This is a genomic window from Wolbachia pipientis, from assembly GCF_001752665.1.
GTDB classification, from domain to species: Bacteria; Pseudomonadota; Alphaproteobacteria; order Rickettsiales; family Anaplasmataceae; genus Wolbachia; species Wolbachia pipientis_A.
In genome coordinates, this window is the sequence record NZ_MJMG01000001.1 from 1 (window position 1) to 24016 (window position 24016).

Below are 24016 nucleotides of genomic sequence, written 5' to 3' on the forward strand. Positions count from 1 at the left end.
AATGTCGTCTTCCCATGATCTACATGCCCTATCGTCCCTACATTCACATGCGGCTTCCCAAATGCTGTTGTCATTTTTCGCCCAAAAATAAATAATAATAAGAACTATATTAACTCTAATTTTGTTACAATACAACAAAAAAAAGAGCGGATAGTGGGATTCGAACCCACTCCACTAGCTTGGAAGGCTAGAGCTCTGCCAATTAAGCTATACCCGCAACACGTGGAGGAGGTAGGATTCGAACCTACGTACGCAAAATGCGGGCAGATTTACAGTCTGCTACCTTTAGCCACTCGGTCACTCCTCCATTTTTCTTACTTAATACTAAATACCTAGATTCACAAAATCAAGTAATTAATCCAGGAATTTTCACATATTAAATAATAGATTTCTTTCGTAATCAGACCAATAAACTTTTTCAGTATTATAAATTCAGTATTAAACATTTCGAAAAAGGTCTATTCTTGTTGAAGCAGATGTGCCGTTACCAAGACTCGAACTTGGGACCTCGTCATTACCAATGACGTACTCTACCACCTGAGCTATAACGGCTGTATTCAAATAATACATATAAAATAAGATAAAAGGCTAGTAAAAGCTTTTTTATAACTTATAACCTTACCATGAATTATAACAGAATGCTGAGATTTGCTTATAAATAATTTTCTACATTAAAAATGCACCAGAATAGTAATGAAATATTGCTTTACGTACCGCTATCCCAGAACTTGCTTGTTGTAGAATAATCTTATCAGTTATATCACTACTTATCTCTGTCCCTCTATTAACTGGCCCTGGATGCATAATAATAACATCTGGCTTTGCATGTAAAATTTTCTTTGAATCAAGTCCATATAAATGGAAGTATTCCTTTGTAGAAGGTATAAAATAGCCATGATTCATACGTTCTTTCTGTAATCTTAATAGCATAATAACATCAGCATCATTGATACCTTCACTTAATGAATAATGAATCGACGCTATTTCAGAAAAATGCTTACATACGAGAGTTGTTGGCGCAATCAAGCTTATTTTAGCACCCAGCATACTTAATAATCTAATATTTGACCTAGCAACCCTACTATGTAAAATGTCACCACATATTACAACTTTAAGTCCATTTATACGTTTTTTGTGATTTTTTATTACTAGATAATCTGCAAGGGCTTGCGTAGGATGTTCATTCTGTCCATCACCTGCATTAATTACTGAATGTTTGACATATTTTGCTAAGTCACTGACTATGCCACTATTCTGGTGTCTGATTATCATAAAATTGCTTTCCATTGCGTCTAATGTTTTAATCATATCCTTTAAATCTTCTCCCTTATTTATGGAGGAAGATTGTATAGGTAGAGTTAATACATTTGCACCTAAGCTTTTTGCAGCTATTTCAAAAGATGCTAGTGTACGTGTTGAGTTTTCAAAAAACAGGTTAATTATTGTTTTACCTTGTAATACACTGCTATTTTTCTCATTAGTATACCTATTAGCCAATATAATTATATTTTCTATGTCATTGACAGTAAGGTCGGAAATTTTTAGCAGATTCTTTCTGTATCCCTTATTGCATTGTAAGTTGTTCTGCCAAACCACACGCTTCAGATAATATCATTCTTAGTTTTAGGTTGAGCCCCAAAGTTCGATTGTTGTAATAGCTTTTCTAACTTATACTCGTTATGACTATAATGACCGAGATTGCCTTGCATATATTCCTTGCACCTTCCAACCAATAGATTAAATAAATCATTGGCAGATACTTTCTTGTCCGCTATTTCATATAAAGCAACAATAGTACTTTTATGATTTTTAGATCTGGCTACTTGACCGGATCCTATACTTAAGTCATGCGCCCTTTGACTTGCTAACAATACCAACTTAAAGCGATTACTGATTTGTTCTATACACTTTTCAACGATAAATTCAGTCATGCCATCACCTAGTAAACCTTACTTTTACATGATAAAAGTCATGATGTCAATTCATTCTGATTGTGTTCCCCTATCGTTATAGTGACATGATAATCTAATTTTGTAAGAAATACTAATAACCTTTCTAATGAAAAACCTTCTATTTTCCCATTGTTAATTTGAGAAACTTTAGGTTGATCAATACCTAGCTTTTCAGCAGCATCCGTTTGTTTTAAATGTTTTTTTTCTATAGTGTCTTTCATTATACCAAGTAATTTCCTCTTTATTTCTAAACTATTAGAGTTGTTTAGTGATATTGTCGTCATAACTTCTCCTTATTTTATCAAGATTATTTAACATTTTATACATATTACCTAACAAAGTAAAAATAATTATTAATATAATATTCTTTAAAAGAATACAATAATCAATAACAAAATTTACTATATTTTAACATTTTTATAAATTTTTATTTACTAAATTTTTAATAACTTTAGCATGTATTTTATATAAAAAAATTGTTTTCAGCAAGAATAAGTTTCGTTTTGTTATATATAAATTATTTATATTTTAAAACTGAAAAAGCATGTAAAAATAAATAATATTAATGTTTTATTCTCATGATAAATAAAGATATTGCAGTAATTATGGGCAGTGAATCAGATTATAGCACTATGATTTATGCTGCTAATATGTTAAAAGTACTTGAAATTTCATATGATATGTTTATTATATCAGCACATCGAACACCTGATAGACTATTTAACTTTGCTAGGTCTGCACAAGCTAATGGTTTCAAAGTTGTCATAGCTGGTGCAGGAGGTGCAGCACATTTACCTGGCATGGTTGCATCTTTAACTTACTTACCTGTTATAGGTGTTCCAATACAAAGTAAGCAGTTAAATGGCTTAGATAGTTTACTCTCAATAGTGCAAATGCCAAAGGGTGTACCAGTTGCAACGATGTCTATAGGAGAAAGTGGTGCATATAATGCTGCGATTGCTGCAGCATCAATTTTATCAATTTCTGATAATAATATTGCTAATAAACTAAAAAGATGGAGAGATCAACAAACAATAGAAGTAGCAGAGAAACCAGCTTAGTAGATAATTCTATCAGCACAATTTTGGATTGATTGACAAATATTTTCCATAATACTTGGCTTTTCTATTGTTGGTGCTGTTATATATGTTGAATTTGGTTTCCGTGTCTGGTACATTAGCTCTTCGCGAGTATATTTTTCTGCAATATTTGACTTATATTTTTCTGTTATTAAAGCTGCTAATTCAGGAAGTATTACAGCAATATTTTTTTGGCTACTAGCAGCACCAACACCTTCAATTGTGATAACATAATTTTCTTTATTGAGTGCATTATCTTTCAATAGCTTATTTATTTCTCTTTGAATCGCTATTTCCTGACGCTCAATGTATGGATTATTGCTTATAAGTAAAATACTAAAGTTTTTTTGATCGGCAAACTCTTTTTGGAAAATCTTTTTAATTAAAAATTCCCCTGCACTACGTCCAGTACTAACAGTATCAACCCTTCTTTTTTTATCTTTATGAGATGCATCTATGATAATAACTTTTTTATTGATAAGCTTGTTTGCTAAATCTTGAGCCATTATAGCTTCTGTAATTTTTTTACCACCTATGTCCTTGTAATTTAAGTAAGTTCTTCCTGGATAGAGACCTAAAGGACATTCCTGACTTTGTTCATATTTTATAAACTTTTTCTCATTAAGTGTAACTTTGTTATCAGATGCTAGTTTTAGCATATACTCTTTACCATCGTGAGTATCTCTTGGTGTGAGGTTTAAAATATCTACATCTGGTTTTTCCTTTTGCAATTCACCCTTTGTAACAGTATCGAGACCATCAATTTCAACCCATAGCGGTCTGTCACCTGTCAGTATTATAGTATCATGTTTTATTTTGACTTTTTCTGCAAGTTCATTATAATATATAATACGTTTTATTAAGCCTTTTCTAGATGCTCCAGTAATCCATGCTTCATCATATGCTTGTTTTTTATGAAGAACTTCATTTAGCATATTAAATGCTTCTGCTGCTTTTATGTATTCATTTGTGTGCTGATTTTGATTTATAGAGCTTTCTGCTGTTAACTCATAACGTTCTTGTCCTATTTCTCGTTTAAAAAGATTTTGTGTGACATATAATATCCAAGCCTTAATATCTTGGACACCCATGTTTTCTACTTCTTCTTTAAATAAGTTTTTGCGTAATAATGCAGGATTGTATCTGTTCTTATCGACTCCTGCTGCATTTAAGCTCTTTACTACCGAGCGGAATACCATTTCAGGATGTCCTGTTTTATCAAATGATGATATATCATGCCATAATTTATCTGCATTGAAATAGCCAGATAAATAGAAAACATTCAGTAAGGCTTCTTGTTGAGGCTTATTCAAAGAAAGTTCATTGGAGGCTAATTCAAATTTCGAAGGTTTTAAGGAATACCTTATAAAAGGGTATGATACACTGATTATAATAAACAGAGGTAAAGTAAGTAAAAGATTTTTTCTGCACATGGGTAACATAATTTTTTTTAAAAATGCCTTTTTAAAATGGTAGCATAATATTTTTTAAGCAGCAATCAGTACTTAGTTAGAGCATAATATTTACATGTCCCATTTTACGGTTATCCCTAGCTTCTTTTTTGCCATATATAGTCAGATTAGCTTTTTTATGATTTAAATATTTATGAGCGTTACGTATATCATTGCCTATAATATTTTTTGTCATACATGGATAACGTAATACTACTTCCTGCATCGGCAATCCACATATTATCCTAACAAGCTGTTCAAATTGACTAATATTACAAGCATCTAAACTCCAATGACAAGAATTATGAGGTCTTGGAGCAATTTCATTTACAAGAAGTTCCTTATTCTTAGTAACAAAAAATTCAATAGCTAAAATTCCTACTATATCAAGTGCATGTACTATTTTTGTTGCGGTTCGTTGAATTTGTTCAGCCAAATTACTGTCTATTTGAGCTGGTACAGTTGAAGTATATAATATTCCATTAATATGGTAATTTTCTGCTACAGGAAAAAATTCTATCTTATGCTCTCTGTCTCTTGCAACAACTATTGAAACTTCCTTTAATAACTCAACACTAGACTCAAGAATATATTCTGTATTCCAGCTTAAAATAGAATTTAAAGAGTGAATTTGGTCTATTGAGGTGATTAAATATTGTCCTTTGCCATCGTAACCCATTTCTGTGGTTTTAAGCCTCATTGGAAAACTAAAGGTTTTACTTTTCTCAAGCAACTCATCATAATTTTTTATACTTGTATAATAAACAGTTTTTATATCTAAATTTTTAATAAAATCTTTTTCTCTAAGTCTGTTTTGTGAAACATATAGTGCAGTTCTTCCTGGACAGAAATCTATCTGACTTAAAATTTCGTGACATGGAACATTTTCAGAATCTATAGTGACAAAATCTACACTTTTTGTAAAAGTTTCTAAAGCATCATCATCAGAAAACTGTGCTATTGTGACATTATCGGTTATGCAACATGCAGGATCATCTTTAGAGTTAGCAAATATATATGTTCTATATCCGAGTTTCGCTGCAGCAATGGCTATCATCTTACCCAACTGTCCACCGCCAATTATTCCTATTGTTTTTAAGTAGTACATCTTGAAAAGTTTATAATCAGATATATAATAAATATATAACAAGTTAAAGTTTTTCCAGTGACTATAGAGTATACATTAACTACTAATTTTGTCAAAGTGACAGTACTACCAGTTTATGTAGAGGAACATTCCATTCCTTACGAAAATTGCTATGTGTGGATGTATAATGTTAAAATACAGAATCAGAGTCAATCTACTATACAATTATTGAGTCGCTATTGGCAGATAATAGATTATACAGGAAGAGTTAATGAAATTAATGGTATTGGGGTTACTGGAGAACAGCCTGTAATAAAGTCTGGCGAAACATTTAGGTATACAAGTGGAACCTATTTAAGTACTCCATCAGGAATAATGCAAGGTAGATATGAATTTCTTAATGAAGACAATACACAACTATTTAATGTTATAATACCAACTTTTTCCCTAGACAGTCCATACTATACTGTTAAACCGCATTAACAGCTTTATTTAATCTAGTAATAATATTTTCTTTGCCTATAAAAACTAGCAATTTTGCAAGTTCTGGTCCACTTTCTTTCCCTGTTAGGATTAAACGCAATTGTCTAAACAACTCTTTTGTTTTTATATCAGTTTTTTGTTTAATTGCATTCACCCATTTTTGTAGTGTATTTTGATCGAAATTATCTTGTGGAAATGTATATGATGCAATTTGTATTAATTCCTTATTAGTAGGGATACAGTCTAAATTAGTAGTAATACATTCTAAATCAGATTGGCATATATGCCACCACTCAATAACGTCAGAAAATTTTCCTATGTTATTCCTTATAAAAGACCAAAATTCTGAAGAATGTATACCTTCCTTACTTAAACGCTCTGCTACCACTTCAAATGGCATTTTTTGTAAAACTTTACTGTTTGATTTGTAAACCTCATCTATATTAAATTGTAAAGATGCGGAACTAAACTTTGTGATTCCGAATGAATTAATTAACGCTTGCATATCAATATATGACTCTACTTGTTCTGAAGTGCCAAGCTTTGTTAGATAACTATCGAGTGCTATTGGCTCAATACCACTTTCTTTTATAAACTTTACATCTAACCCACCAACTCGTTTTGATATTTTACTATCTGCAAAATGCAGAAGAGGCAGATGTGCAAAAACTGGAATTTTTGCTTTTAAAGCTTTGATCAATTGTATTTGTATAGCAGTATTAGTTATATGATCTTCCCCTCGTATAATATGTGTTATATTAAAATCAATATCATCAACAACAGAAGGTAACATATATGTATAATTTCCATCTTCTCTTTTAATTACAGGATCACTTATGCTATTTATTTTCATATCTATTTTTCCCTTAATCTCATCATTCCATTTGATAGGTTCATCTTGATTTAACATAAACCTAAAATGCGGCTTACGTCCTTCCTGCATATATTGGCTTTTTTTTTCCTTAGTTAACAAAAGAGCTTCCCTATCATATGTAGGTGGCAACCCTTGTTTTAACTGTAATTTTCTTTTTATTTCTAGTTCTTCTTTAGTTTCGTAACATTCGTAAATGTACCCATCTTTAATTAATTGTAATAATACGTCGTCATATAGATTAAAGCGCTCTGATTGCTTAAATTGCATATCCCAATCTATGCCAACCCATCTTAAATCCTCTATAATACTTTCTATATATTTAATATCTGAACGTTGGATATCGGTATCATCAAAGCGTAAAAAAAACTTCCCATTCTTGCTGCGTGTATATAGCCAACAGATTAAAGCTGTACGAATATTACCTACATGTAGATAGCCCGTTGGGCTTGGAGCAAATCTTGTCAACATTTATCTTCACACTTATTTACATATATACTTTTAACTACCTAGTTTTCTCTTTAAAAGAGTTATGAGCAAAAATATAATTAACAGAAGGTAATACTAGGAATTACACTTATTACAGACAATATAATACAAATCCTTCCAACTTTAGTACTACTAGAAAATTCTTTAAGTTCCTGCATTTTTATTTTTAAATTATCAGATAACTCATGCATGATTTATTATATATTAAGTCTCAATGGTATAACCATAACATAATAAGCTGTAATGTTCAATAATAAACCTTAAATTCTCTTTTTAACCTTTTTCTCCTTTGCTAAAACTTATTTTATGCTATTTTCACAAATATCTCGCAGTATTCTTGTAGGGTTTTATTTCCCAGGTAGTGTGCACTTATGGAACCAGGAAGATACAATAGACCCATTGCGAAACAGAAAATTATTGTAAAAGCGTAAAAAATGTACCTTTTTGATAAAATTTTTCTTGTTTTAAAGGCTATCCAATTTAATAGTTTTTTGGACCCCATAGAAATCTTCTAAGCATTAATTTCGCAAAAGGTCTATTGTTTGCTCAATTTTCTAACAAGCTTTTAATTTTTTTAATGGTCAAACTTGTACTTTTAACTATTGTTTCGATAGGAATTTTTGCCTTAAGCATATTTTGTGCAATTTCGATTTTTTCTAATTTCCTTCCTTCTACTCTCCCTTCAACCCTTCCTTCAGCCCTTTCTTTTGCAGTGATATCATCAAGTTTTTGTTCTAAAATAGCCTGTTCATCACGAATCCTTTTTACCTCACGATCATATGTTCTGCACTCTTCATCAGACCAATAATACATATCTAATTCCTTATATGCATCTTTTTCTACTATAAGGGTAAGGGTATATCATCAACTGAGGTATGTTCTTGTATGTCAATTCCTTCTCCAAAACCAGTACCTGGGTTGTCAGGTAATGCGTACCACAATGTATACAGCGTTGAGCATATAGATACGAAAGCAGCTAACATATAACTTACCGCACCCAAGTTGAAAGTATATATAACATTTGCGCTTAAAACAATAGGTACATCTTGAGTTTTCCTTATGTTATAAAAGTAAAATCCTAATGCAATTAACACGAAATTTAGCACATCAAAATAAAGTGAACTTTTATCGTCTTTATTAAAATCACAGTAGCAAGTTATAGGTTGCAATACTAGAATGAGCAAGATTGTTGAAATAGCATCAGCTCTTTTACCGCATAATCTTAAGACTGTTAATATTGTTATTAAGTCAATCACTAAACTTGCTATCTTGCCTATTATTTCTAACATTAATTCTTTTTTTGCTTTTTCTGTTAATTTATTATCTTTTCCTTCAATAAGCTCTTTTATCTCTAGAATAGTGTTTAAAACAGATAAACTAGCTAATGGAACCTTGATAATTTCTTTTGTGAATTTGCGTGAGATTAAGATCCAAACAGCATATGTATTAATAAAATCACAATCAAATTTCAGCAAAAAATCACATGCTAATGCTACAGATTTATTTGCAACGCTAACCCCCTTTCTACGCTTACTTTTATGTAATTCCTGTATAAGGTGTAGCATATTACTTCCCTATTAATTATACTCATATGTTATCACATTATTTAATCTTAATAAAGTATTAAATATTTACTAAGTTTTAGAGAGAATATCGATCAACTCTTTGCTGTACAGAGTCAGTATATTATCTAAAATTTCATAATCTAATGATACAGTGACCATTATTATAAATGACAGGAGCTGCTGATGTTTGAAAATTCCAGTAAATATACAAGTAATATTGAATTACATTCTGCCGTTAAAAAAAATAATTCAGAAAGAATTAGTGAGCTTATAAAAAATGGGTGTGATATAAATGTAAAGGATCCCGATAGTAGTGACAACACTGCTCTACATATAGCTAGTGCAACAGGTAATTTGCCTATTGTAAAGCTCCTGATTAAGGAAGGGAAAGCTGATATTAACGTACAAAATAATTACAAAGACACTCCTTTAATCTTAGCCATTCAGAACAAGCACTTCGACGTAGCACAACATTTGGTAAAAAAAGACGCTGACATTAATGCGGCAAACCAGTATGGTAATACCCCTATATCTTATGCTATACGGGGTATGGAACATGCTATCCGGAGTATAGAACTTAAAGATAAAGTCTATATATCTGACTACTCAAATATAATTAAACATATGCTTGGAAAACAAGTCACTGAAAATAAATTTGATTTTTTTGCAGATATAGGTACAGTTATGTGTTGTGATAACGAACATGTAAGTTATTATATATATCAAGATTGGAATTTGACTGACAAACAATATCAAGGAATCACATATGATAATTTTTCATGCCCAACCATGCATAGGAATGTTCAAGATTCATTAAAAAAATCAAATTTAACTACACTTGAGCAAGATAAAATAATTGCACTAGCCATTAATGAGAATGGAACAGTAAAAAAAGCATACTTATGCAATGAATATGGCAAACCACGTACTCAAGATGAACAGGAGGTGATAAATTCACTTGTTAATAAACAACCGCTATATATTTTTTCAAATAGATCTGTAGACAGTACAGCTGAAAATGACGTTGTGAGTAATGGTGATGATGCCCCCCCTGATAATAATACCGTTCAATCGTCTACTGATGATAGTACTAGCAGTAATGATGGTATAATTATAGGGATAGTTTGTGCCTTTGTAGGTCTAATATCATTTTTATTATTTTGGTGGCATGATAGCGAACATAATTACCAGGAAACTACTACTGGGGTTGAAAGTCACAATTTATCTTTTTCCACTGACTTAGAAAACCAACACTCACATAACGACATATCTCTTATGTAGTGGGAATCTATCATGTGTTACTGCATAAACCCTAATTGCAAACCCCCTCATCTAAGTGACAACAGAAACAAAACTTGTGACGCTGTATTCATTTTTTCCCTTCATCTTGTTTATCCACATCTTGATAATCAGAGTCTACAACTTTCTCTTCCGCATTTGAAGAAGTAGAAGAAGACGCAGCACTTTGCTGAGATGCATTATACATTGCTTGCCCAAGCTTCATTGATAATTGAGATAAATTGTCAACTTTCTGCTGTATAGAATTGGTATCATTAATATCATTTGATTTATTAGCTTCTTTTAAGTCATTAACTGCATTTTCTATAGCAGATTTGTCTTCAGGAGAAACTTTATCACCATATTCTCTTAATGATTTTTCAGTAGAATGCACTAAACTATCAGCATTATTCTTCACTTCTATAAATTTCTTACGTTTTTCATCTTCTTGTGCTTTTTCTTCAGCTTCTCTTACCATACGCTTAATTTCCTCATCAGATAAGCCTCCTGAGGACTGAATGCGTATACTTTGCTCTTTTCCAGTAGCTTTATCTCTTGCAGAAACATGTACTATTCCATTTGCATCTATATCAAATGTAACTTCAATCTGTGGCATTCCACGAGGAGATGGTGGTATACCTTCTAAGCTAAACTGACCTAACAATTTATTATCAGCTGCCATTTTTCTTTCCCCTTGATATACTTTAATTGTTACAGCTGTTTGACTATCCTCTGCAGTTGAAAATACTTGAGATTTTTTAGTAGGAATTGTAGTATTGCGCTCAATAAGCGGAGTTAGTATTCCCCCTAAAGTTTCAATACCAAGAGAAAGTGGAGTAACATCTAGCAATAATACATCTCTTACATCGCCTTGTATTATACCTGCTTGTATTGCAGCACCAATTGCTACAACCTCGTCAGGATTAACTCCTCTATGTGGATCCTTGCTAAAGAATTCCTTAACTTTTTCTATTACTTTTGGCATACGTGTCATACCACCAACCAAAACAACTTCGCCTATTTGATTAGAAGATAACCCAGCATCATCAAGAGCTTTTTTACAAGGAATCATCGTACGCTCTATTAAATAATTTACTAAACTTTCAAGTTTTGCCCTTGTTAATTTCATGTTTAAATGTTTTGGACCACTTGCATCAGCTGTAATGAAAGGTAGATTGATTTCAGTTTCCATTGCACTAGATAGCTCAATTTTAGCCTTTTCAGCAGCCTCTTTGATACGTTGCATTGCCATAGGATCATTTTTTAAATCAATACCGCTGCTTTTTTTGAATTCATCAAGTAAATAATTAACTATAGTATTATCAAAATCTTCGCCACCAAGATATGTATCACCATTAGTAGATTTTACCTCAAAAACCCCGTCACCAATTTCAAGTATTGAAACATCAAATGTACCACCTCCCAGGTCATAAACTACTATTGTATGTCCATGCTGCTTATCAAGTCCATAAGCAAGCGCTGCAGCAGTAGGTTCATTAATTATTCTTAATACATTTAATCCAGCAATCTTTCCAGCATCCTTAGTTGCTTGGCGTTGTGAGTCATTAAAATAGGCAGGCACAGTAATTACAGCATCAGTTACTTCTTCTCCAAAGTAAGCTTCTGCTGCCTCTTTTAAATTCTGTAATATAAATGCACCTATCTGACTAGGAGAATATTCTTTTGTAACATTATTATTATCAACCGTTCTAACCCATGCATCACCATTTTTTGCTGCAAATACTTGATAAGGTACATTTAAATTTTTTACATCAGGATCATCATATCTGCGTCCTATCAATCTTTTAGTGGCAAAAAACGTATTACGTGCATTAGTTGTAGCTTGCCTTTTCGCAGGAGCACCAACTAATCTCTCCCCAGACGAAGTAAACGCAACTGTAGATGGGGTAGTTCTTGCTCCTTCCTTATTTTCTATAACTTTAGCATCCTTACCTTGCATTATTGCAACACAAGAATTCGTTGTACCTAGATCTATGCCTACTGTTCTTCCCATAAGAATACTCCCTTTTTTATATATGCATTATATTNTAATGAATCAAATACAAGATCACTTTTTGAATTTTAAAAAGCGTGAAAGCCACTTAGTTAACCAAAAGTTACTAACCTTTTTATCACTATACATATTTTCATCATTATACATATTTTCATCATTTTCGCTCTTCTTGAGCTGATATCCAAGATTTTTCAACGGCTCAGTATAATTATTAAAATGAACATCATCGCCATATTTTAAGACAAACTTATCTATATCTAAATTGTTATCTATATTGACATTTAATCTAATATTAAATTCACTTTCTATTGCCGTAACTGCATTACGTTTACAGTTAAAAATATGTGCTATAATTATTCCATTTGCTAGTAAATCAAAAGATTTATCTCTATTTTTATTTGCAACATGTTGTAAATCCCTGAGTATAGAAGTAGCAATTACTTCGCTGGATTTTATTCTACCAATCCCATTACAATAGAAGCATTCAGTAGTATTAATTTCTTGTATATTTGGTTTGATTCTTTGCCTAGAAAGCACCATTAAACCAAAATCATTTATGTAACTAAACTGAACTTTAGCCCTATCATTCTTAAATGCCTGTCTTACAGAAGATTCAACAGTTCTACAATACTGGTACCTTAACATATCAATAAAATCTATTACTATTAATCCTGATAAACCCCTAAGGTTTACCTGTCGTGCTATTTCAGAAACTGCTTCCATATTAGTCCTGTAAGCAGTTTCTTCTATGTTATCTTCTCCTGTCATTTTGCCTGAATTTACATCTATTGAAACAAATGCTTCAGTTAAAGTGATGATCAAAGACCCACCAGATGCTAATTTTACTCTGTTGCTGTAAAGTTCAGCTATCTGATCTTCAGCTGCATAATATGTAAATATTGGGATAGAACCTCTATATAACCTGGAACGTACTCTGCTACCCCTTAATACATTTCTGGTATATCTTCTAACTGATTCAAAAGCTTCTTTACCTGATACTACAATTTCAACGTTATCACTGCAAAAATCACGTATAGATCGCATAATGATATCTGCTTCATTATAAATTAATAAAGGAACATTGGTAGATGAAGCATTTTTTTGAATATCTTGCCACAAAGAGTATAAATAGTCATAATCTTGCTGTATTTCTTTTTTACTTTTGTCTGCACCTACAGTTCTAATTATCAAACCCAACCTCTTTGGTAAATTTAGTGAATTTAATATTTCTTTTAACTGTTTTCTGACATTATTGTCTTCTATCCTACGTGAAATACCACCTTTACTAAGAGCACTAGGCATTAGTACACAATACCTACCTACAAGTGTTATATAAGTTGTAAATGATGCACCTTTATTACCACGCTCTTCTTTAGTAAGTTGAACTAGTACTTTCTGGTTTACTGAAATTACATCTTGCAATTTATATTTTTTATATATAGGTACTGTTCTTGCAAAAATATTATCAGGCTTATTACTGTTTTTAGCAGGTAATTTGGCATTGTTTTTTTCAAAATCTATGTTAGCATCAGAATCATTATTTTCTTTATCATTACTTTCTTCTGCGTTACTTTCGATTAAATAATTTGCGGATAAAGTTTCTTTCTCTGTGTCTGAGATATTAAAGTAATCTAACGATATTTCTGCAAATGGTAAAAAGCCTTGCTTATTTTTACCATATTCAATAAATACCGCTTGTAAGGATGGCTCTATACGCTTGACATAAGCAACATATATATTGCCTCTCAGTTGCTTTTTTTCTTTAAATTCTTGTTCAAATTCTACAACCTTATTATTCACAGATAAGGCAACCCTAACTTCACCAGAACAGATAGAACTTTCTATTAATAATAACTTTTTATCACTACTTACCACTTAAACACCGATTATTTTAAAACTGCCTATTGTAATAAGTTATTTAATACGTTATTTCTTGTCAAGATTTATAGCGATTGACTTTGGTATTGTACTAAGTATACAATTAAATTTATTTATTAATGTAGGTATGGCTAAGAAAAATGTTTCGCTACTTGTAAAACTGGTCAGTACTGCAACAAAGAAAACAGCAACTGGTGAAGAAAAATTAACGGGTTGTTTTTACATAAAAAAGCGTAACCCAAAAAAGCTTACCAAAAAACTGGAATTTAAAAAGTATGATCCAGTTGTTAGGAAACATGTTCTATTTAAAGAAGAAAAATTGAAATAGTTTTTTTATAGTAGATATCTAGTTGCTTTACTGTTGTTTTGTTTTTTGTATGCCAAACTAGTGTGATTTGCACTACGTACTGCCTATTCCAGGCTTACACTGTTAATATAATTGTATATAAGCTTGAGAAGACCAAGCTATTTTGCCTTGCCGCCTCATGTTTGGTCTTCATTATGTTACTTATATAAATTGCAAATGGTATTTCGTAATATTGTAAATTATGTGTAGCATGTATTAAGACAGCAAATCACAATAAAACAGCCAGAAGTTAATATAATTACTCATATTATCTATATTTGCATCACTGTCTGCTATCTTATTTGTAATATTATCAGGTTCTATGTATAATTCAGGGAAAAAAGCGGTGCAGTCTTTGTCTCCAGCCATGTTTTCACAATTTTTTCGTCCAACTTCTCTTCCAATATAGTTAGATATAAATTCAGGGTCTTCATTATTTAGTGTAGCAATTTCAATTGTAGCGAAATATCTTTGTAATACATGACCCAATTCATGACTCATGAGTTCATCCATAAAAGGACCTTTGCTACATAATATATTATTGTGATATTGCAGACCCGCTACCTCTAGATCACTGCTCAGGCCAACACTTCTCGGATTAACTATGAACGGTCCAGTAATTAAAGCGTGATGTGTAGTAAAGTCAACTTGATTATTAAATATATATACCTTAATATTGTTAGAGAGTTCATCATAACAGAACAATTTGTTATATTCCGTCCATTCTCTATCATTAAAATCTATGCATGTTTTCCCGTGAGTATCTTTAATACACAGTTTCTTATCACAAATTTCAACAAGTTCCTTCTTATCATGAAAATCAATGCAAGTTTTCTGCTTGTAATAGCTAATACCAAATTTTGCTTTGAATGCTTCATAAGCACTTTGTATATCTGCTTCTACTTGTTTTTTGTCTTCACTTGTTAGTTCATCATAATTTACAATATAATCTATGTCTTTATACTGGAACTTAAATTGATTAGGTAATACATCCTCTATTTTTATTTGTCCAGTAAAGTCTTTTGATTCAGTGCTTGTATACAATTCATTACCATGATAAAGCACATCATTATAGCTTGCTATTGTCCCTGCAGGCAATCTTGGTATTGAAACAATTTCTTCACCTTTGTCATTATAAAAGTGAATTAAATTGTTTTTACCTTCATCTATCTGATAGCTCTTTATAGGATTTTCACAAACAAGATCATTACTACAATCGTAATAATCTTGACTCATTTCTACTACTTTTGCTGGATTGCCATCTAGATATTTGTGTAAATATTGAGAGATTAATTGTGGATAAGTATGTCCAGCATTGTTTTCTTTATTCATATCAGCGCCTTCTTGAACTAGGTATTTAACTATATCCACAATACCTTTTTCTCGATCAAGAAGCATATTGTACTGATTTAAACCAAATTGGGTTTTATGAATAATAGCTGAACTTAATGAATCAAATAATGCTTCTTTTTTTGATTCATGAATATTAACATTATTCTTAATTAGGTATTTCATGGTCTTGGCCACGATATCTTGTTCTGTGTATATTTTGTCTATAATGAACTTGTAACTATCATTATTACCAGTTATCACTTCATTTTGCTGAATGGTCAAATTTAATAAATCATGAATAATCGTGCGTGCAAATATATCTACATTTTTATCTGTTGTATTAACAGTAGAATTTTTTTCAACTATCCCTTTCATTGCATCTAAGGCATCTAAGATTTTTTTGCTATTATGAATTGAGTCTCTTGCTACGTCAGCCTGGTTTAGATTGTTAGAGCCATAGTTTTGTATTACGATATTTTGTATATAAGCTATATTTAGTAACAATTTAGCTATAAATGTAGCATTATCTGATGAATTTTGATCAAAATGTTTTTCAATGCATTCTGAGCAGTCTTTCTTAATCAGATCTGCGAAAATACTACCCGCCCTAGTCATATAATTAGGTGGTGCGCCAATTACATCATTAAGTATATACAGTATACTTTCTCCTTGCTTGGCAATGAACTTATAATCCAAGTCTGCTATCATTTTATTCTTTTGATTAGCAATGTCTAATAGAGCTTTAACGGCTAAGTGTAGAGGAGTATCTTTATTTATGTCTACTGCGTTAATGTCAGCATCTTTTGTGATTAAACGCTCTACTATATTTTTATGGCCATGCATAACAGCTAGGTGCAGTGGGGTGTGTCCATAACAATTTTCAATATGAACATTTGCACCTTTTGTAATAAGATCGTCCACCATGTTTACATGTCCATGTCTTGCTGCTAAATGTAAAGAAGTATATCCATTATTAGATTTTATATCTATACCAGTATTATTATGTGTTGTTAACAGTTGTGAAATATCCAAATTGTCAGCTTTGGCGTGAGCTGTAGAGTGTAAAGGAGTATACCCAATCTGATTTTGTACATTAATGTCAGCACCTTGCTCAATTAGGTATCTTGCTATCTCTAGTTTGCCATAGTAAGCAGCCAAATGCAACAGGGTAGCATTGTACTGAAGTTGTGTATCGATATCAACACCACTTGTGATTAAATTTTGAAATCCTGCTTTAAATTTATCTAGGTCGTTATGAATTATAGCCTGTACAAGTGAATTAGCAGATTCTTTTATGTTAGTATCAGTATGTACATATTGATCTTCAGCTCTATTCGTTAAGTCTATAATTATCTCATTAAATGTACTAGATAACTTATCAACTTTGTTATAGTGGCATGCTTTTTCCACTTTCCCTTTATTAAAGGATAATGCAATTACTGTATTTTTTTCAAATTCATCCGGAGATAGTTTTTTTAATGATTCGTGAATCCTTTTAACTTTGTTGTCATAGTATTCTTGAGGAAAGTCACTATTTACTACTGGATATATATAATATTTTACATGTTCTTTATCAAGAGAAATAACTTTATCTACATCTACTTTATTTTCAGTTACTTGTTTTCCAAGCATATATTTAATTATATCTGAGTATTTATTTGCATTCTCTGCATCTGCATGTTTCTCATATAGTGCTACAGCGTAAGATATAGGGGTATTGCCATTCTGGTTTGCCGCATTAATGTCAGCGTCTTTTTCTACCAAATGTTGTGCTACGTCGAAGTGCTTGTTATTAATGGCTAAGATTAAAGGAGTGTCTTTGTAACTATTTTGTACGTTAATATCAGCTTTCCCTTCCTCAATCAGGAGCTTTACAATAGGCAAATTACCTGTTGCACTAGCTATATGTAGAGCAGTGTTGTCACTACTACTGGGATCCTTTGCATTTATATCACACCCATTTTTTATAAGCTCACTAATTCTTTCTGATTTATTTTTTTTAACAGCTGAATGTAATTCAATATTACTTGTATCTTTACTGGAATTTTCAGACATTAATAGCTCCTACCATTTATAATAATGGTCACTATATCATTAGATTATTAATTTTCAGGTACCAACAACAACAAGCTCTATATAATAGACCTTTTGTCATAATTTTCTGTTTCGAAAAAGGTCTAGAGTTTATCATACGTACATTTTAACAGCAGTGCATACTTCTTTAGTGTGTTAGCTTTTTAAAGCTAAGCGGCTACTTCTTTCTTCAATAGTTTTCTCTAAAGTGACTAAAAAAGTTTTTTTATCTAATCCAGGATATATTGGGGGTAATATTTCAATTATTGCCTTTCCAGGTTTTCTGCGTAAGCTTAAGATATTTTTTGGCCAGAATAGACCAGTATTTAGAGCTACAGGCACTACAGGCACAGATAATGCACTATATAGGGCAACCACACCTGATTGATATTTGCCATGTTGGCCTTGCTTTATAGCTGCTCTTGTGCCTTCAGGAAAGATTATTATGTTCCTATTTCCTTTAATGCAAGTTTGTGCTAATTTTATTATATTTCGTACAGAACCTATACCATCTGAACGGTCAATAAAAATCATTTTTAATGCCATTAAGTGACAGCCAATAAATGGTATCAATTTTATTTCTCGTTTTAATACAAAAGCTGCTCCTCTAAATAGAATAATAAAAATAAATGTTTCAAGAGGAGATTGGTGTTTAGAAGCAATTATACAGGGTTGCTGTGGAATGTTTCCAAGACCTTTCACTTCATATTTAACGCCACATAATAAAGAGAGCATAAATAAAGTAATCTTTATTGCGTATACTAGGCATAATGTGATTATCCATGGAGGAAATAAAATTATAGGAAGACCGATTAATGTATATAGCACTTCCCATATTACAAGAAAGAAGTTAAATAATATGTTTAGTACCACAATTAGTTAATTATCTGAGTGATAGGATGTGAATTAATTAGTGTACGTTTCAATTTTTCATTGGCAACATGAGTATATATTTGTGTTGTAGAAAGATTAGTATGGCCAAGTACTTTTTGTATTAACACAATATTTGCGCCACTATCTAATAGATGAGTAGCAAAGGAGTGCCTGAATACATGCGGAGAAATCCTTTTATCATCTATATTACATTGTCTTGCTAAATTTTTTAGTAGCTGCCCAACTCTCTGTCTAGTAATTGGCTTATTGGGTTTATCACCAGGGAACAACCATTCGGAGTTTTTACTACTAGTAATAAAACTGTTGCGTACTGATAAATAGCTTTTCAGGCTATCTACTGCTTGCTTGTTAAAAAGAATCTGCCTTTCTATACCACCTTTTCCTTTTATTATTATATAACATTCTTTATCATCATAATTTATTAATTTTAGCACTTCATGCAATTTTATATTAATTAATTCAGAAATACGTATACCAGAAGAGTAAAGTATGTCAAGAATTAGACATAACCTTTTATTACTTGCTTCTTTATCTGATAATTTTCTTGCCATATCAACTATGGATATTATTTCATTTACGCTTAAATACTTAGGTAAAGGGCGTGAAGTTTTAGGATTCTTTAATTCGATATTATCAGCTGACGCTGGATTAGAATTTATTATTCCATCGTTAAATAAACATTTATAGAAGTTTTTTATAGAAGAAATTTTTCTGGATATAGAACTATTTTTATAATGTTTATGGCTTCGTAAAAATTCCACGTAATTTTTCAAATCAGTTTTGTTTGCGTCTATTAAAGTAGTATTACTTTTTAGTAAAAACTCATTAAACTGATATAAATCTGACCTATAACTTTCTACTAAAAATCGCGTAGAAGACCTTTCAGAAATTAATGCATCTAAAAAATATGTTATGTAAAAATTTTCTTTTTTATGTTCATTCATCCGTGCATTTGTCATTGTTAACTCCTAGAATTATTTCTTTAATTTTAATTTGGTTAGGGATGTTAGTATCTGTACCTTTTACAAAGAAATATAAGATAAACAGAGCAACTACTGATATAGTAAACATTACAGAAAGTTTTTTTAACCTTTTCTTTAAAATTAATTTTGTTTTCATAATAATATAGCCCGAATTAATACAAGCAAAAGAAATTTATATATAACTTTAAAATGTACGAAATAAAAATAATGTAATATTAAATTGTACAAGTCTTTACTTACAAGTTTACTAATCGAAAGATGATTTTTTAGCGATTCGTTTTTTTTCTTCCTTATTTTTGACTATTTTTGCACCATTTAATAGATCTCGAATTTCATCTCCGCTCAGAGTTTCAAATTCCAAGAGATTTTTAGCAATAAGATCAAGATTTTTACGATTTTTGATTAAAATATCTTTTGCTTTGTCATAACATAAAGAGATAATTTCTTTTACTTCTTGATCTATAAGCTTAAGTGTTTCCTCAGAAATTACCTGAGACTCATACATGCTCTGTTTATAATAATGGTATACCAGCCCTACTTTATCGCTCATCCCCCATTCTGTAACCATAGAACGTGATAACTTAGATGCATACTCTATATCCGAACGTGCACCACTAGTAACTTTATCATAACCGAAAACTAATTCTTCTGAAACTCTTCCACCCATTGCAACAGTTATATCTGCTATCATTTTTTCTCTTGTATGGGAGACTCTATCTGTTTCTGGAAGTCTCATAACTAAGCCTAGAGCCATACCTCTTGGAATAATTGTTGCTTTATGTATAGGATCAGACGCAACCATATTAATAGCAACTATAGCATGGCCTGCTTCATGATATGCTGTAAGTTTTTTCTCCTCTTCTGTCATTGCCAAAGAAGGTCTTTCTATGCCCATCATCATTTTGTCACGTGCATATTCAAAATCATCCATAGTGACAATTTTTTTATTCCTTCTAGCAGCAATTAGTGCTGACTCATTGACTAAATTTGCCAGTTCAGCACCAGAAAACCCAGGTGTTCCTCTTGCAATTATCCTAATATTTACATCAGGAGCCATCGATACATTTTTTGCGTGTGTATTCAATATTTTTTCACGCCCATTTATGTCAGGCAGTGATATAGCTATTTGACGGTCAAAACGACCCGGTCTAAGCAGTGCTTTATCTAAAACATCAACACGATTAGTGGCTGCAATTATTACAACACCTTCGTTGGATTCAAAACCATCCATTTCAACCAACAATTGATTTAATGTTTGTTCTCTCTCGTCATGACCACCACCAACAATGTTGATGCCACGTTGTCTTCCTACAGCATCGATCTCATCTATAAAAATTATACAAGGTGCATTTTTCTTGCCCTGATCAAACATATCACGCACACGACTTGCACCAACACCAACAAACATTTCAACAAATTCAGAACCAGAAATACTGAAGAATGGAACATTAGCTTCACATGCAATTGCACGAGCAAGAAGAGTTTTACCAGTGCCAGGAGACCCTACTAGAAGACAGCCCTTAGGTATCTTACCACCAAGTACTTGGAACTTTTGTCTATGCTTAAGAAACTCAACAATTTCTATTAATTCTTCTTTTGCTTCATCTATACCAGCAACATCATCAAATGTTACTTTCTTCTTATCTGTCATCAATCTGGCTTTTGATTTACCAAAACTTATAGTTCTGTTACCTCCTATCTGCGTTTGTTTAAAAACAAATAACAATAAACCAAGAAATATAAATGATGGAATCCATGAAATCAGTAGACTACCGATTATATTGAGAACAGATTCTCCTGTTGAAAAAGAAAATTTAACCTTTTTATTATGTAAATTTTTGATTACGTCATAGTATATTATCCCTTTTGAGTTGAAGTTAGACCCATCCCTTAGTCTGCCTTCAATACTCTGATTTTTTATAACAATTTCTTCTATATTATTATTCTCGAGATTATTTAAGAATTCTGAAAAAGATATTGTTTGCCCTTTACCTAGGTCCCCAGCAAATTGGATATAGCCTGCTACAATAAGCATAAAAACTACAAACCATATTAATAAGCCTTCAAAAAACTTTTTCATAGCAATTTTTTTTTATTAATCTTATCAAGTTCTCCTTTATAATGCTACTAATAACACATATAATTTTGCTATCATTATTACATCTATTTCTACTTGTAATATGAGTATATGGGTAAGCAACTATTTCTTCGTCTCTTATTATAACTGGTAAGGAATAAAAAACGTCGTTACAACACTGAAAATTTTTTAAAAATAATGGAATTGCATCTGTTTTCTTTAGCGGTTTAATAATCACTGAACATGGTTGATTCCAAAGTATTGTACATTTAAATCTATTATCCCATAGTACTGCTTCACTGCAAGGTAATTTCATCGATATTTCTTTTATGCTTGATGGTTCTTTGATGACTAAAATATTTTCTTTATATTTTCTAATTTTGCATGATGAAAGGGTACAATTAATATCTTGAATTTTTGTATTATTGAATATTGATATGAAGTTACTATATCTAGGCTTATAATATTTATTGCCAATTACCATAATAGAGTACAAAAAAACTCTCATAGCTATTTCTTCTGGCAATTGATAAAATGCATCAAGTTTTATTTCTATATATCCAAGTTCATGTATATTAACATAGTTATCAAATGCAAGATATGTATAATACATCAGAGCTTTTATGATTCTTTTCATATGCAAAGTTGTTAAACATATTCTTTGTATAAGCATTTCTTTATTATCAGTTACCTTAAGTAAATTACGGTATAGAGTACGTCTGTATTTTAAATCTTGATTGCTCTTATCCTCAATCCATTGAAGTTTATAAAACTTTGCATATTGTTCTATATCACTACGGTTAAAATCTAGCAATGGTCTCAGTATACAAATATCATTAAAATATGATTTATAATCCATGGATGACAATCCATCTATACCACTACCACGTTCTAGTCTTAGTAAAAATGTTTCAGCTTGATCATTTTTATTATGCGCAACAAACAAGTATTTAATACTATTACTTTTACACCATTCCGTTAATAATTTATATCGCGCTTTTCTCGCCTGAGATTGTATATTTCCTGTAATATTTTCTTTTTTCCAATTTAATACAAACGATTCTGCTGCTCCAAGTTGTTTCACATAACTTGAAACACACAATGCCTCATCTTTGGACTCTGGACGCAATCCGTGATCAACGGTTAATGCAATAGAAATATTTCGCCGCATTAAATTAATCATTAAGTGTATTAAAGTAACACTATCTACTCCACCAGATACTGCAACTGCAACCTTATCGCAACAAAGAGCAAAAGTGCCGAGTCTATTACAAAAACACGACTCCATTGCTTCTATTCTTTCCTTTTTCATGTAAACAACAAAAGAAAATCTTACATATTTTTCTATTCTCTACGTCTCTTGAGGTTAATAAAAAAAGAAGCTAAAACCCAGACTCAACTCTGGGTTAAAAATATTATTCCATAAAGAATGAAAATTCCACTCTACGATTTTTAGCATGCTCCTTTTCATACTTAGAATGCCCAGGTTTAGCATGATCTGGAACGTTCACTAAAGGTTCTGTTTCACCTTTAGAAGCTGTTCTTATCCTTTTGTCTAAATAAGGTGCGCAATTAATCATAAACATTTTTGCAGCTTCTGCTCTTTTAGCACCCAAAGCAAGATTATAATCATGAGGGCCACGATTATCAGTATGACCTGTCAAAAGAATGCGAGCATCTGGATTGTCTTGTAATATTTCTACTATATCGAGCAACATATCCGCACTTGCTTCGCTAATATTAGACTGATCGTAACCAAAGAAAATTCTTTCATGATTTAACTGCTTCATAAGGTCATTAGCTTGTGTACCTATGTGTTTAACATTTGGTTGCATTGTAATAACATTTACTTCTTTCATATGTATTGGTTTTTTCTTTGCCTTAGCCTTAGAATTCTTCATTTCTGAAACAGAATAAGGACCTGAGCCAACACCAGCAATCATTAAGCACAAACAGAACATTGTGATTAACCTATTCAACATTACTAAACCTCCATAATTAATTAATACTTTACTGCGATCTTATAATCCACCTATATTTTTATATAGTCAAGATAAAATGTTATATATCCTGATAGTTAATTTTTTGATAACGTGCTAGTCTTTTACATGTAAAACAGTAAAATTAGTAAATATGTCTTTAACTCTTTTTATTAAGGTAGAAA

Annotated in this window: 22 protein-coding genes and 3 tRNA genes; 4 read left to right on the forward strand and 21 right to left on the reverse strand. The window is 31.4% G+C overall.

The genetic code is table 11. From position 1 onward, the window contains the following. Window positions 1-145: 145 nt before the first annotated feature. The 6 genes from BIY23_RS00005 to BIY23_RS00030 all read right to left on the reverse strand — a co-directional run bounded on the left by BIY23_RS00005 (window position 146) and on the right by BIY23_RS00030 (window position 2236). Window positions 146-217, reverse strand: a tRNA-Gly gene (locus BIY23_RS00005). A gap of 6 nt (window positions 218-223) precedes the next feature. Then, a tRNA-Tyr gene (locus BIY23_RS00010) sits at window positions 224-307 on the reverse strand. Window positions 308-479: 172 nt separating this feature from the next. Then, a tRNA-Thr gene (locus tag BIY23_RS00015) sits at window positions 480-552 on the reverse strand. A 114-nt stretch (window positions 553-666) separates the two neighbouring features. Further along, window positions 667-1596 carry an aspartate carbamoyltransferase catalytic subunit gene (locus tag BIY23_RS00020; protein ID WP_070064538.1) on the reverse strand — a complete coding sequence of 310 codons (930 nt, stop codon included), beginning with the start codon at window positions 1594-1596 and terminating at the stop codon, window positions 667-669. Window positions 1597-1601: 5 nt separating this feature from the next. After that, on the reverse strand, window positions 1602-1931 hold the full coding sequence (rpoZ, locus tag BIY23_RS00025; RefSeq protein WP_070064539.1) for a DNA-directed RNA polymerase subunit omega: 330 nt from the start codon (window positions 1929-1931) through the stop codon (window positions 1602-1604). A 38-nt stretch (window positions 1932-1969) separates the two neighbouring features. Then, entirely contained in the window at window positions 1970-2236 is a 267-nt protein-coding gene (locus BIY23_RS00030) for a helix-turn-helix domain-containing protein (RefSeq protein WP_070064540.1), read from the reverse strand. A 294-nt stretch (window positions 2237-2530) separates the two neighbouring features. Here BIY23_RS00030 and purE point away from each other — a divergent pair, with 294 nt between their 5' ends. Next, on the forward strand, window positions 2531-3013 hold the full coding sequence (purE, locus tag BIY23_RS00035) for a 5-(carboxyamino)imidazole ribonucleotide mutase (RefSeq protein ID WP_070064541.1): 483 nt from the start codon (window positions 2531-2533) through the stop codon (window positions 3011-3013). Here the strand turns inward: purE and BIY23_RS00040 are convergent. Both BIY23_RS00040 and BIY23_RS00045 read right to left on the reverse strand, forming a co-directional pair. After that, entirely contained in the window at window positions 3010-4464 is a 1455-nt protein-coding gene (locus tag BIY23_RS00040; RefSeq protein WP_070064542.1) for a hypothetical protein, read from the reverse strand. The genes purE and BIY23_RS00040 overlap by 4 nt on opposite strands. 76 nt (window positions 4465-4540) lie before the next feature. Continuing rightward, complete coding sequence (locus BIY23_RS00045) at window positions 4541-5590, reverse strand: 5-(carboxyamino)imidazole ribonucleotide synthase (protein ID WP_070064543.1); 1050 nt, start codon at window positions 5588-5590, stop codon at window positions 4541-4543. 57 nt (window positions 5591-5647) lie between these two features. Between BIY23_RS00045 and apaG the strand changes: the two genes are divergently transcribed. Further along, the gene (gene apaG, locus BIY23_RS00050; RefSeq protein ID WP_070064544.1) at window positions 5648-6052 is read left to right on the forward strand and encodes a Co2+/Mg2+ efflux protein ApaG; all 405 of its coding nucleotides are present in this window, start codon (window positions 5648-5650) and stop codon (window positions 6050-6052) included. Here apaG and gltX read toward each other — a convergent pair. The 4 genes from gltX to BIY23_RS00065 form a co-directional block, all read right to left on the reverse strand. Beyond that, window positions 6039-7394 (reverse strand): glutamate--tRNA ligase, encoded by a 1356-nt coding sequence (gene gltX / locus BIY23_RS00055; protein WP_070064545.1) that lies wholly within the window; start codon window positions 7392-7394, stop codon window positions 6039-6041. The two genes, apaG and gltX, sit on opposite strands and share 14 nt — an antisense overlap. Window positions 7395-7471: 77 nt before the next feature. Beyond that, entirely contained in the window at window positions 7472-7603 is a 132-nt protein-coding gene (locus tag BIY23_RS05345; RefSeq protein ID WP_261722474.1) for a hypothetical protein, read from the reverse strand. Window positions 7604-7958: 355 nt separating this feature from the next. Continuing rightward, window positions 7959-8225 (reverse strand): RpnC/YadD family protein, encoded by a 267-nt coding sequence (locus BIY23_RS00060; RefSeq protein WP_070064546.1) that lies wholly within the window; start codon window positions 8223-8225, stop codon window positions 7959-7961. A 29-nt stretch (window positions 8226-8254) separates the two neighbouring features. Continuing rightward, a complete protein-coding gene (locus BIY23_RS00065) occupies window positions 8255-8977 on the reverse strand; it encodes a hypothetical protein (RefSeq protein ID WP_070064547.1) in 723 nt (240 codons plus the stop codon). A gap of 183 nt (window positions 8978-9160) precedes the next feature. On the opposite strand from BIY23_RS00065, the gene BIY23_RS00070 reads away from it, so the two are divergent. Next, entirely contained in the window at window positions 9161-10258 is a 1098-nt protein-coding gene (locus tag BIY23_RS00070; protein WP_070064548.1) for an ankyrin repeat domain-containing protein, read from the forward strand. A gap of 88 nt (window positions 10259-10346) precedes the next feature. Here the strand turns inward: BIY23_RS00070 and dnaK are convergent, their stop codons facing one another. Together dnaK and BIY23_RS00080 are read right to left on the reverse strand one after the other, a co-directional pair. Beyond that, window positions 10347-12269 carry a molecular chaperone DnaK gene (gene dnaK / locus BIY23_RS00075; RefSeq protein ID WP_070064549.1) on the reverse strand — a complete coding sequence of 641 codons (1923 nt, stop codon included), beginning with the start codon at window positions 12267-12269 and terminating at the stop codon, window positions 10347-10349. A 54-nt stretch (window positions 12270-12323) separates the two neighbouring features. Continuing rightward, the gene (locus BIY23_RS00080) at window positions 12324-14144 is read right to left on the reverse strand and encodes an Rne/Rng family ribonuclease (protein ID WP_070064550.1); all 1821 of its coding nucleotides are present in this window, start codon (window positions 14142-14144) and stop codon (window positions 12324-12326) included. Between the two features lie 130 nt (window positions 14145-14274). Here BIY23_RS00080 and rpmG point away from each other — a divergent pair, with 130 nt between their 5' ends. Next, window positions 14275-14475: a 50S ribosomal protein L33 gene (gene rpmG / locus BIY23_RS00085; RefSeq protein WP_070064828.1), complete on the forward strand. Its 201-nt coding sequence runs from the start codon at window positions 14275-14277 to the stop codon at window positions 14473-14475. A gap of 234 nt (window positions 14476-14709) precedes the next feature. Here rpmG and BIY23_RS00090 read toward each other — a convergent pair whose 3' ends face one another. The 7 genes from BIY23_RS00090 to BIY23_RS00120 all read right to left on the reverse strand — a co-directional run bounded on the left by BIY23_RS00090 (window position 14710) and on the right by BIY23_RS00120 (window position 23834). Continuing rightward, on the reverse strand, window positions 14710-17880 hold the full coding sequence (locus tag BIY23_RS00090) for an ankyrin repeat domain-containing protein (RefSeq protein ID WP_070064551.1): 3171 nt from the start codon (window positions 17878-17880) through the stop codon (window positions 14710-14712). A 174-nt stretch (window positions 17881-18054) separates the two neighbouring features. Then, window positions 18055-18771, reverse strand: coding sequence for a lysophospholipid acyltransferase family protein (locus tag BIY23_RS00095; RefSeq protein WP_070064552.1), 717 nt, complete (start codon window positions 18769-18771; stop codon window positions 18055-18057). A gap of 2 nt (window positions 18772-18773) precedes the next feature. Continuing rightward, entirely contained in the window at window positions 18774-19751 is a 978-nt protein-coding gene (locus BIY23_RS00100) for a tyrosine-type recombinase/integrase (RefSeq protein WP_070064553.1), read from the reverse strand. Continuing rightward, the gene (locus tag BIY23_RS00105; protein ID WP_081326493.1) at window positions 19729-19911 is read right to left on the reverse strand and encodes a hypothetical protein; all 183 of its coding nucleotides are present in this window, start codon (window positions 19909-19911) and stop codon (window positions 19729-19731) included. Before BIY23_RS00105 ends, BIY23_RS00100 begins: the two co-directional genes overlap by 23 nt. 111 nt (window positions 19912-20022) lie before the next feature. Further along, on the reverse strand, window positions 20023-21855 hold the full coding sequence (ftsH, locus tag BIY23_RS00110; protein WP_070064555.1) for an ATP-dependent zinc metalloprotease FtsH: 1833 nt from the start codon (window positions 21853-21855) through the stop codon (window positions 20023-20025). Continuing rightward, entirely contained in the window at window positions 21839-23164 is a 1326-nt protein-coding gene (tilS, locus tag BIY23_RS00115; protein WP_390903692.1) for a tRNA lysidine(34) synthetase TilS, read from the reverse strand. The genes ftsH and tilS overlap by 17 nt, the downstream gene beginning before the upstream one ends. 103 nt (window positions 23165-23267) lie before the next feature. Further along, the gene (locus BIY23_RS00120; RefSeq protein WP_261722475.1) at window positions 23268-23834 is read right to left on the reverse strand and encodes an OmpA family protein; all 567 of its coding nucleotides are present in this window, start codon (window positions 23832-23834) and stop codon (window positions 23268-23270) included. Window positions 23835-24016: the final 182 nt, after the last annotated feature.

What these genes read in the sequence shown, in the direction of transcription:
- BIY23_RS00060 (WP_070064546.1), bottom strand. Translation starts at nt 8,225, where the DNA reads ATGTATTATTGGTCTGATGAAGAGTGCAGAACATATGATCGTGAGGTA.
- BIY23_RS05345 (WP_261722474.1), bottom strand. Translation starts at nt 7,603, where the DNA reads ATGCATGAGTTATCTGATAATTTAAAAATAAAAATGCAGGAACTTAAA.
- BIY23_RS00065 (WP_070064547.1), bottom strand. Translation starts at nt 8,977, where the DNA reads ATGCTACACCTTATACAGGAATTACATAAAAGTAAGCGTAGAAAGGGG.
- rpoZ (WP_070064539.1), bottom strand. Translation starts at nt 1,931, where the DNA reads ATGACTGAATTTATCGTTGAAAAGTGTATAGAACAAATCAGTAATCGC.
- BIY23_RS00045 (WP_070064543.1), bottom strand. Translation starts at nt 5,590, where the DNA reads ATGTACTACTTAAAAACAATAGGAATAATTGGCGGTGGACAGTTGGGT.
- dnaK (WP_070064549.1), bottom strand. Translation starts at nt 12,269, where the DNA reads ATGGGAAGAACAGTAGGCATAGATCTAGGTACAACGAATTCTTGTGTT.
- BIY23_RS00030 (WP_070064540.1), bottom strand. Translation starts at nt 2,236, where the DNA reads ATGACGACAATATCACTAAACAACTCTAATAGTTTAGAAATAAAGAGG.
- tilS (WP_390903692.1), bottom strand. Translation starts at nt 23,164, where the DNA reads ATGAAAAAGGAAAGAATAGAAGCAATGGAGTCGTGTTTTTGTAATAGA.
- gltX (WP_070064545.1), bottom strand. Translation starts at nt 7,394, where the DNA reads ATGTTGACAAGATTTGCTCCAAGCCCAACGGGCTATCTACATGTAGGT.
- ftsH (WP_070064555.1), bottom strand. Translation starts at nt 21,855, where the DNA reads ATGAAAAAGTTTTTTGAAGGCTTATTAATATGGTTTGTAGTTTTTATG.
- BIY23_RS00090 (WP_070064551.1), bottom strand. Translation starts at nt 17,880, where the DNA reads ATGTCTGAAAATTCCAGTAAAGATACAAGTAATATTGAATTACATTCA.
- BIY23_RS00070 (WP_070064548.1), top strand. Translation starts at nt 9,161, where the DNA reads ATGTTTGAAAATTCCAGTAAATATACAAGTAATATTGAATTACATTCT.
- BIY23_RS00105 (WP_081326493.1), bottom strand. Translation starts at nt 19,911, where the DNA reads ATGAAAACAAAATTAATTTTAAAGAAAAGGTTAAAAAAACTTTCTGTA.
- rpmG (WP_070064828.1), top strand. Translation starts at nt 14,275, where the DNA reads ATGGCTAAGAAAAATGTTTCGCTACTTGTAAAACTGGTCAGTACTGCA.
- BIY23_RS00120 (WP_261722475.1), bottom strand. Translation starts at nt 23,834, where the DNA reads ATGTTGAATAGGTTAATCACAATGTTCTGTTTGTGCTTAATGATTGCT.
- BIY23_RS00100 (WP_070064553.1), bottom strand. Translation starts at nt 19,751, where the DNA reads ATGACAAATGCACGGATGAATGAACATAAAAAAGAAAATTTTTACATA.
- purE (WP_070064541.1), top strand. Translation starts at nt 2,531, where the DNA reads ATGATAAATAAAGATATTGCAGTAATTATGGGCAGTGAATCAGATTAT.
- BIY23_RS00040 (WP_070064542.1), bottom strand. Translation starts at nt 4,464, where the DNA reads ATGTGCAGAAAAAATCTTTTACTTACTTTACCTCTGTTTATTATAATC.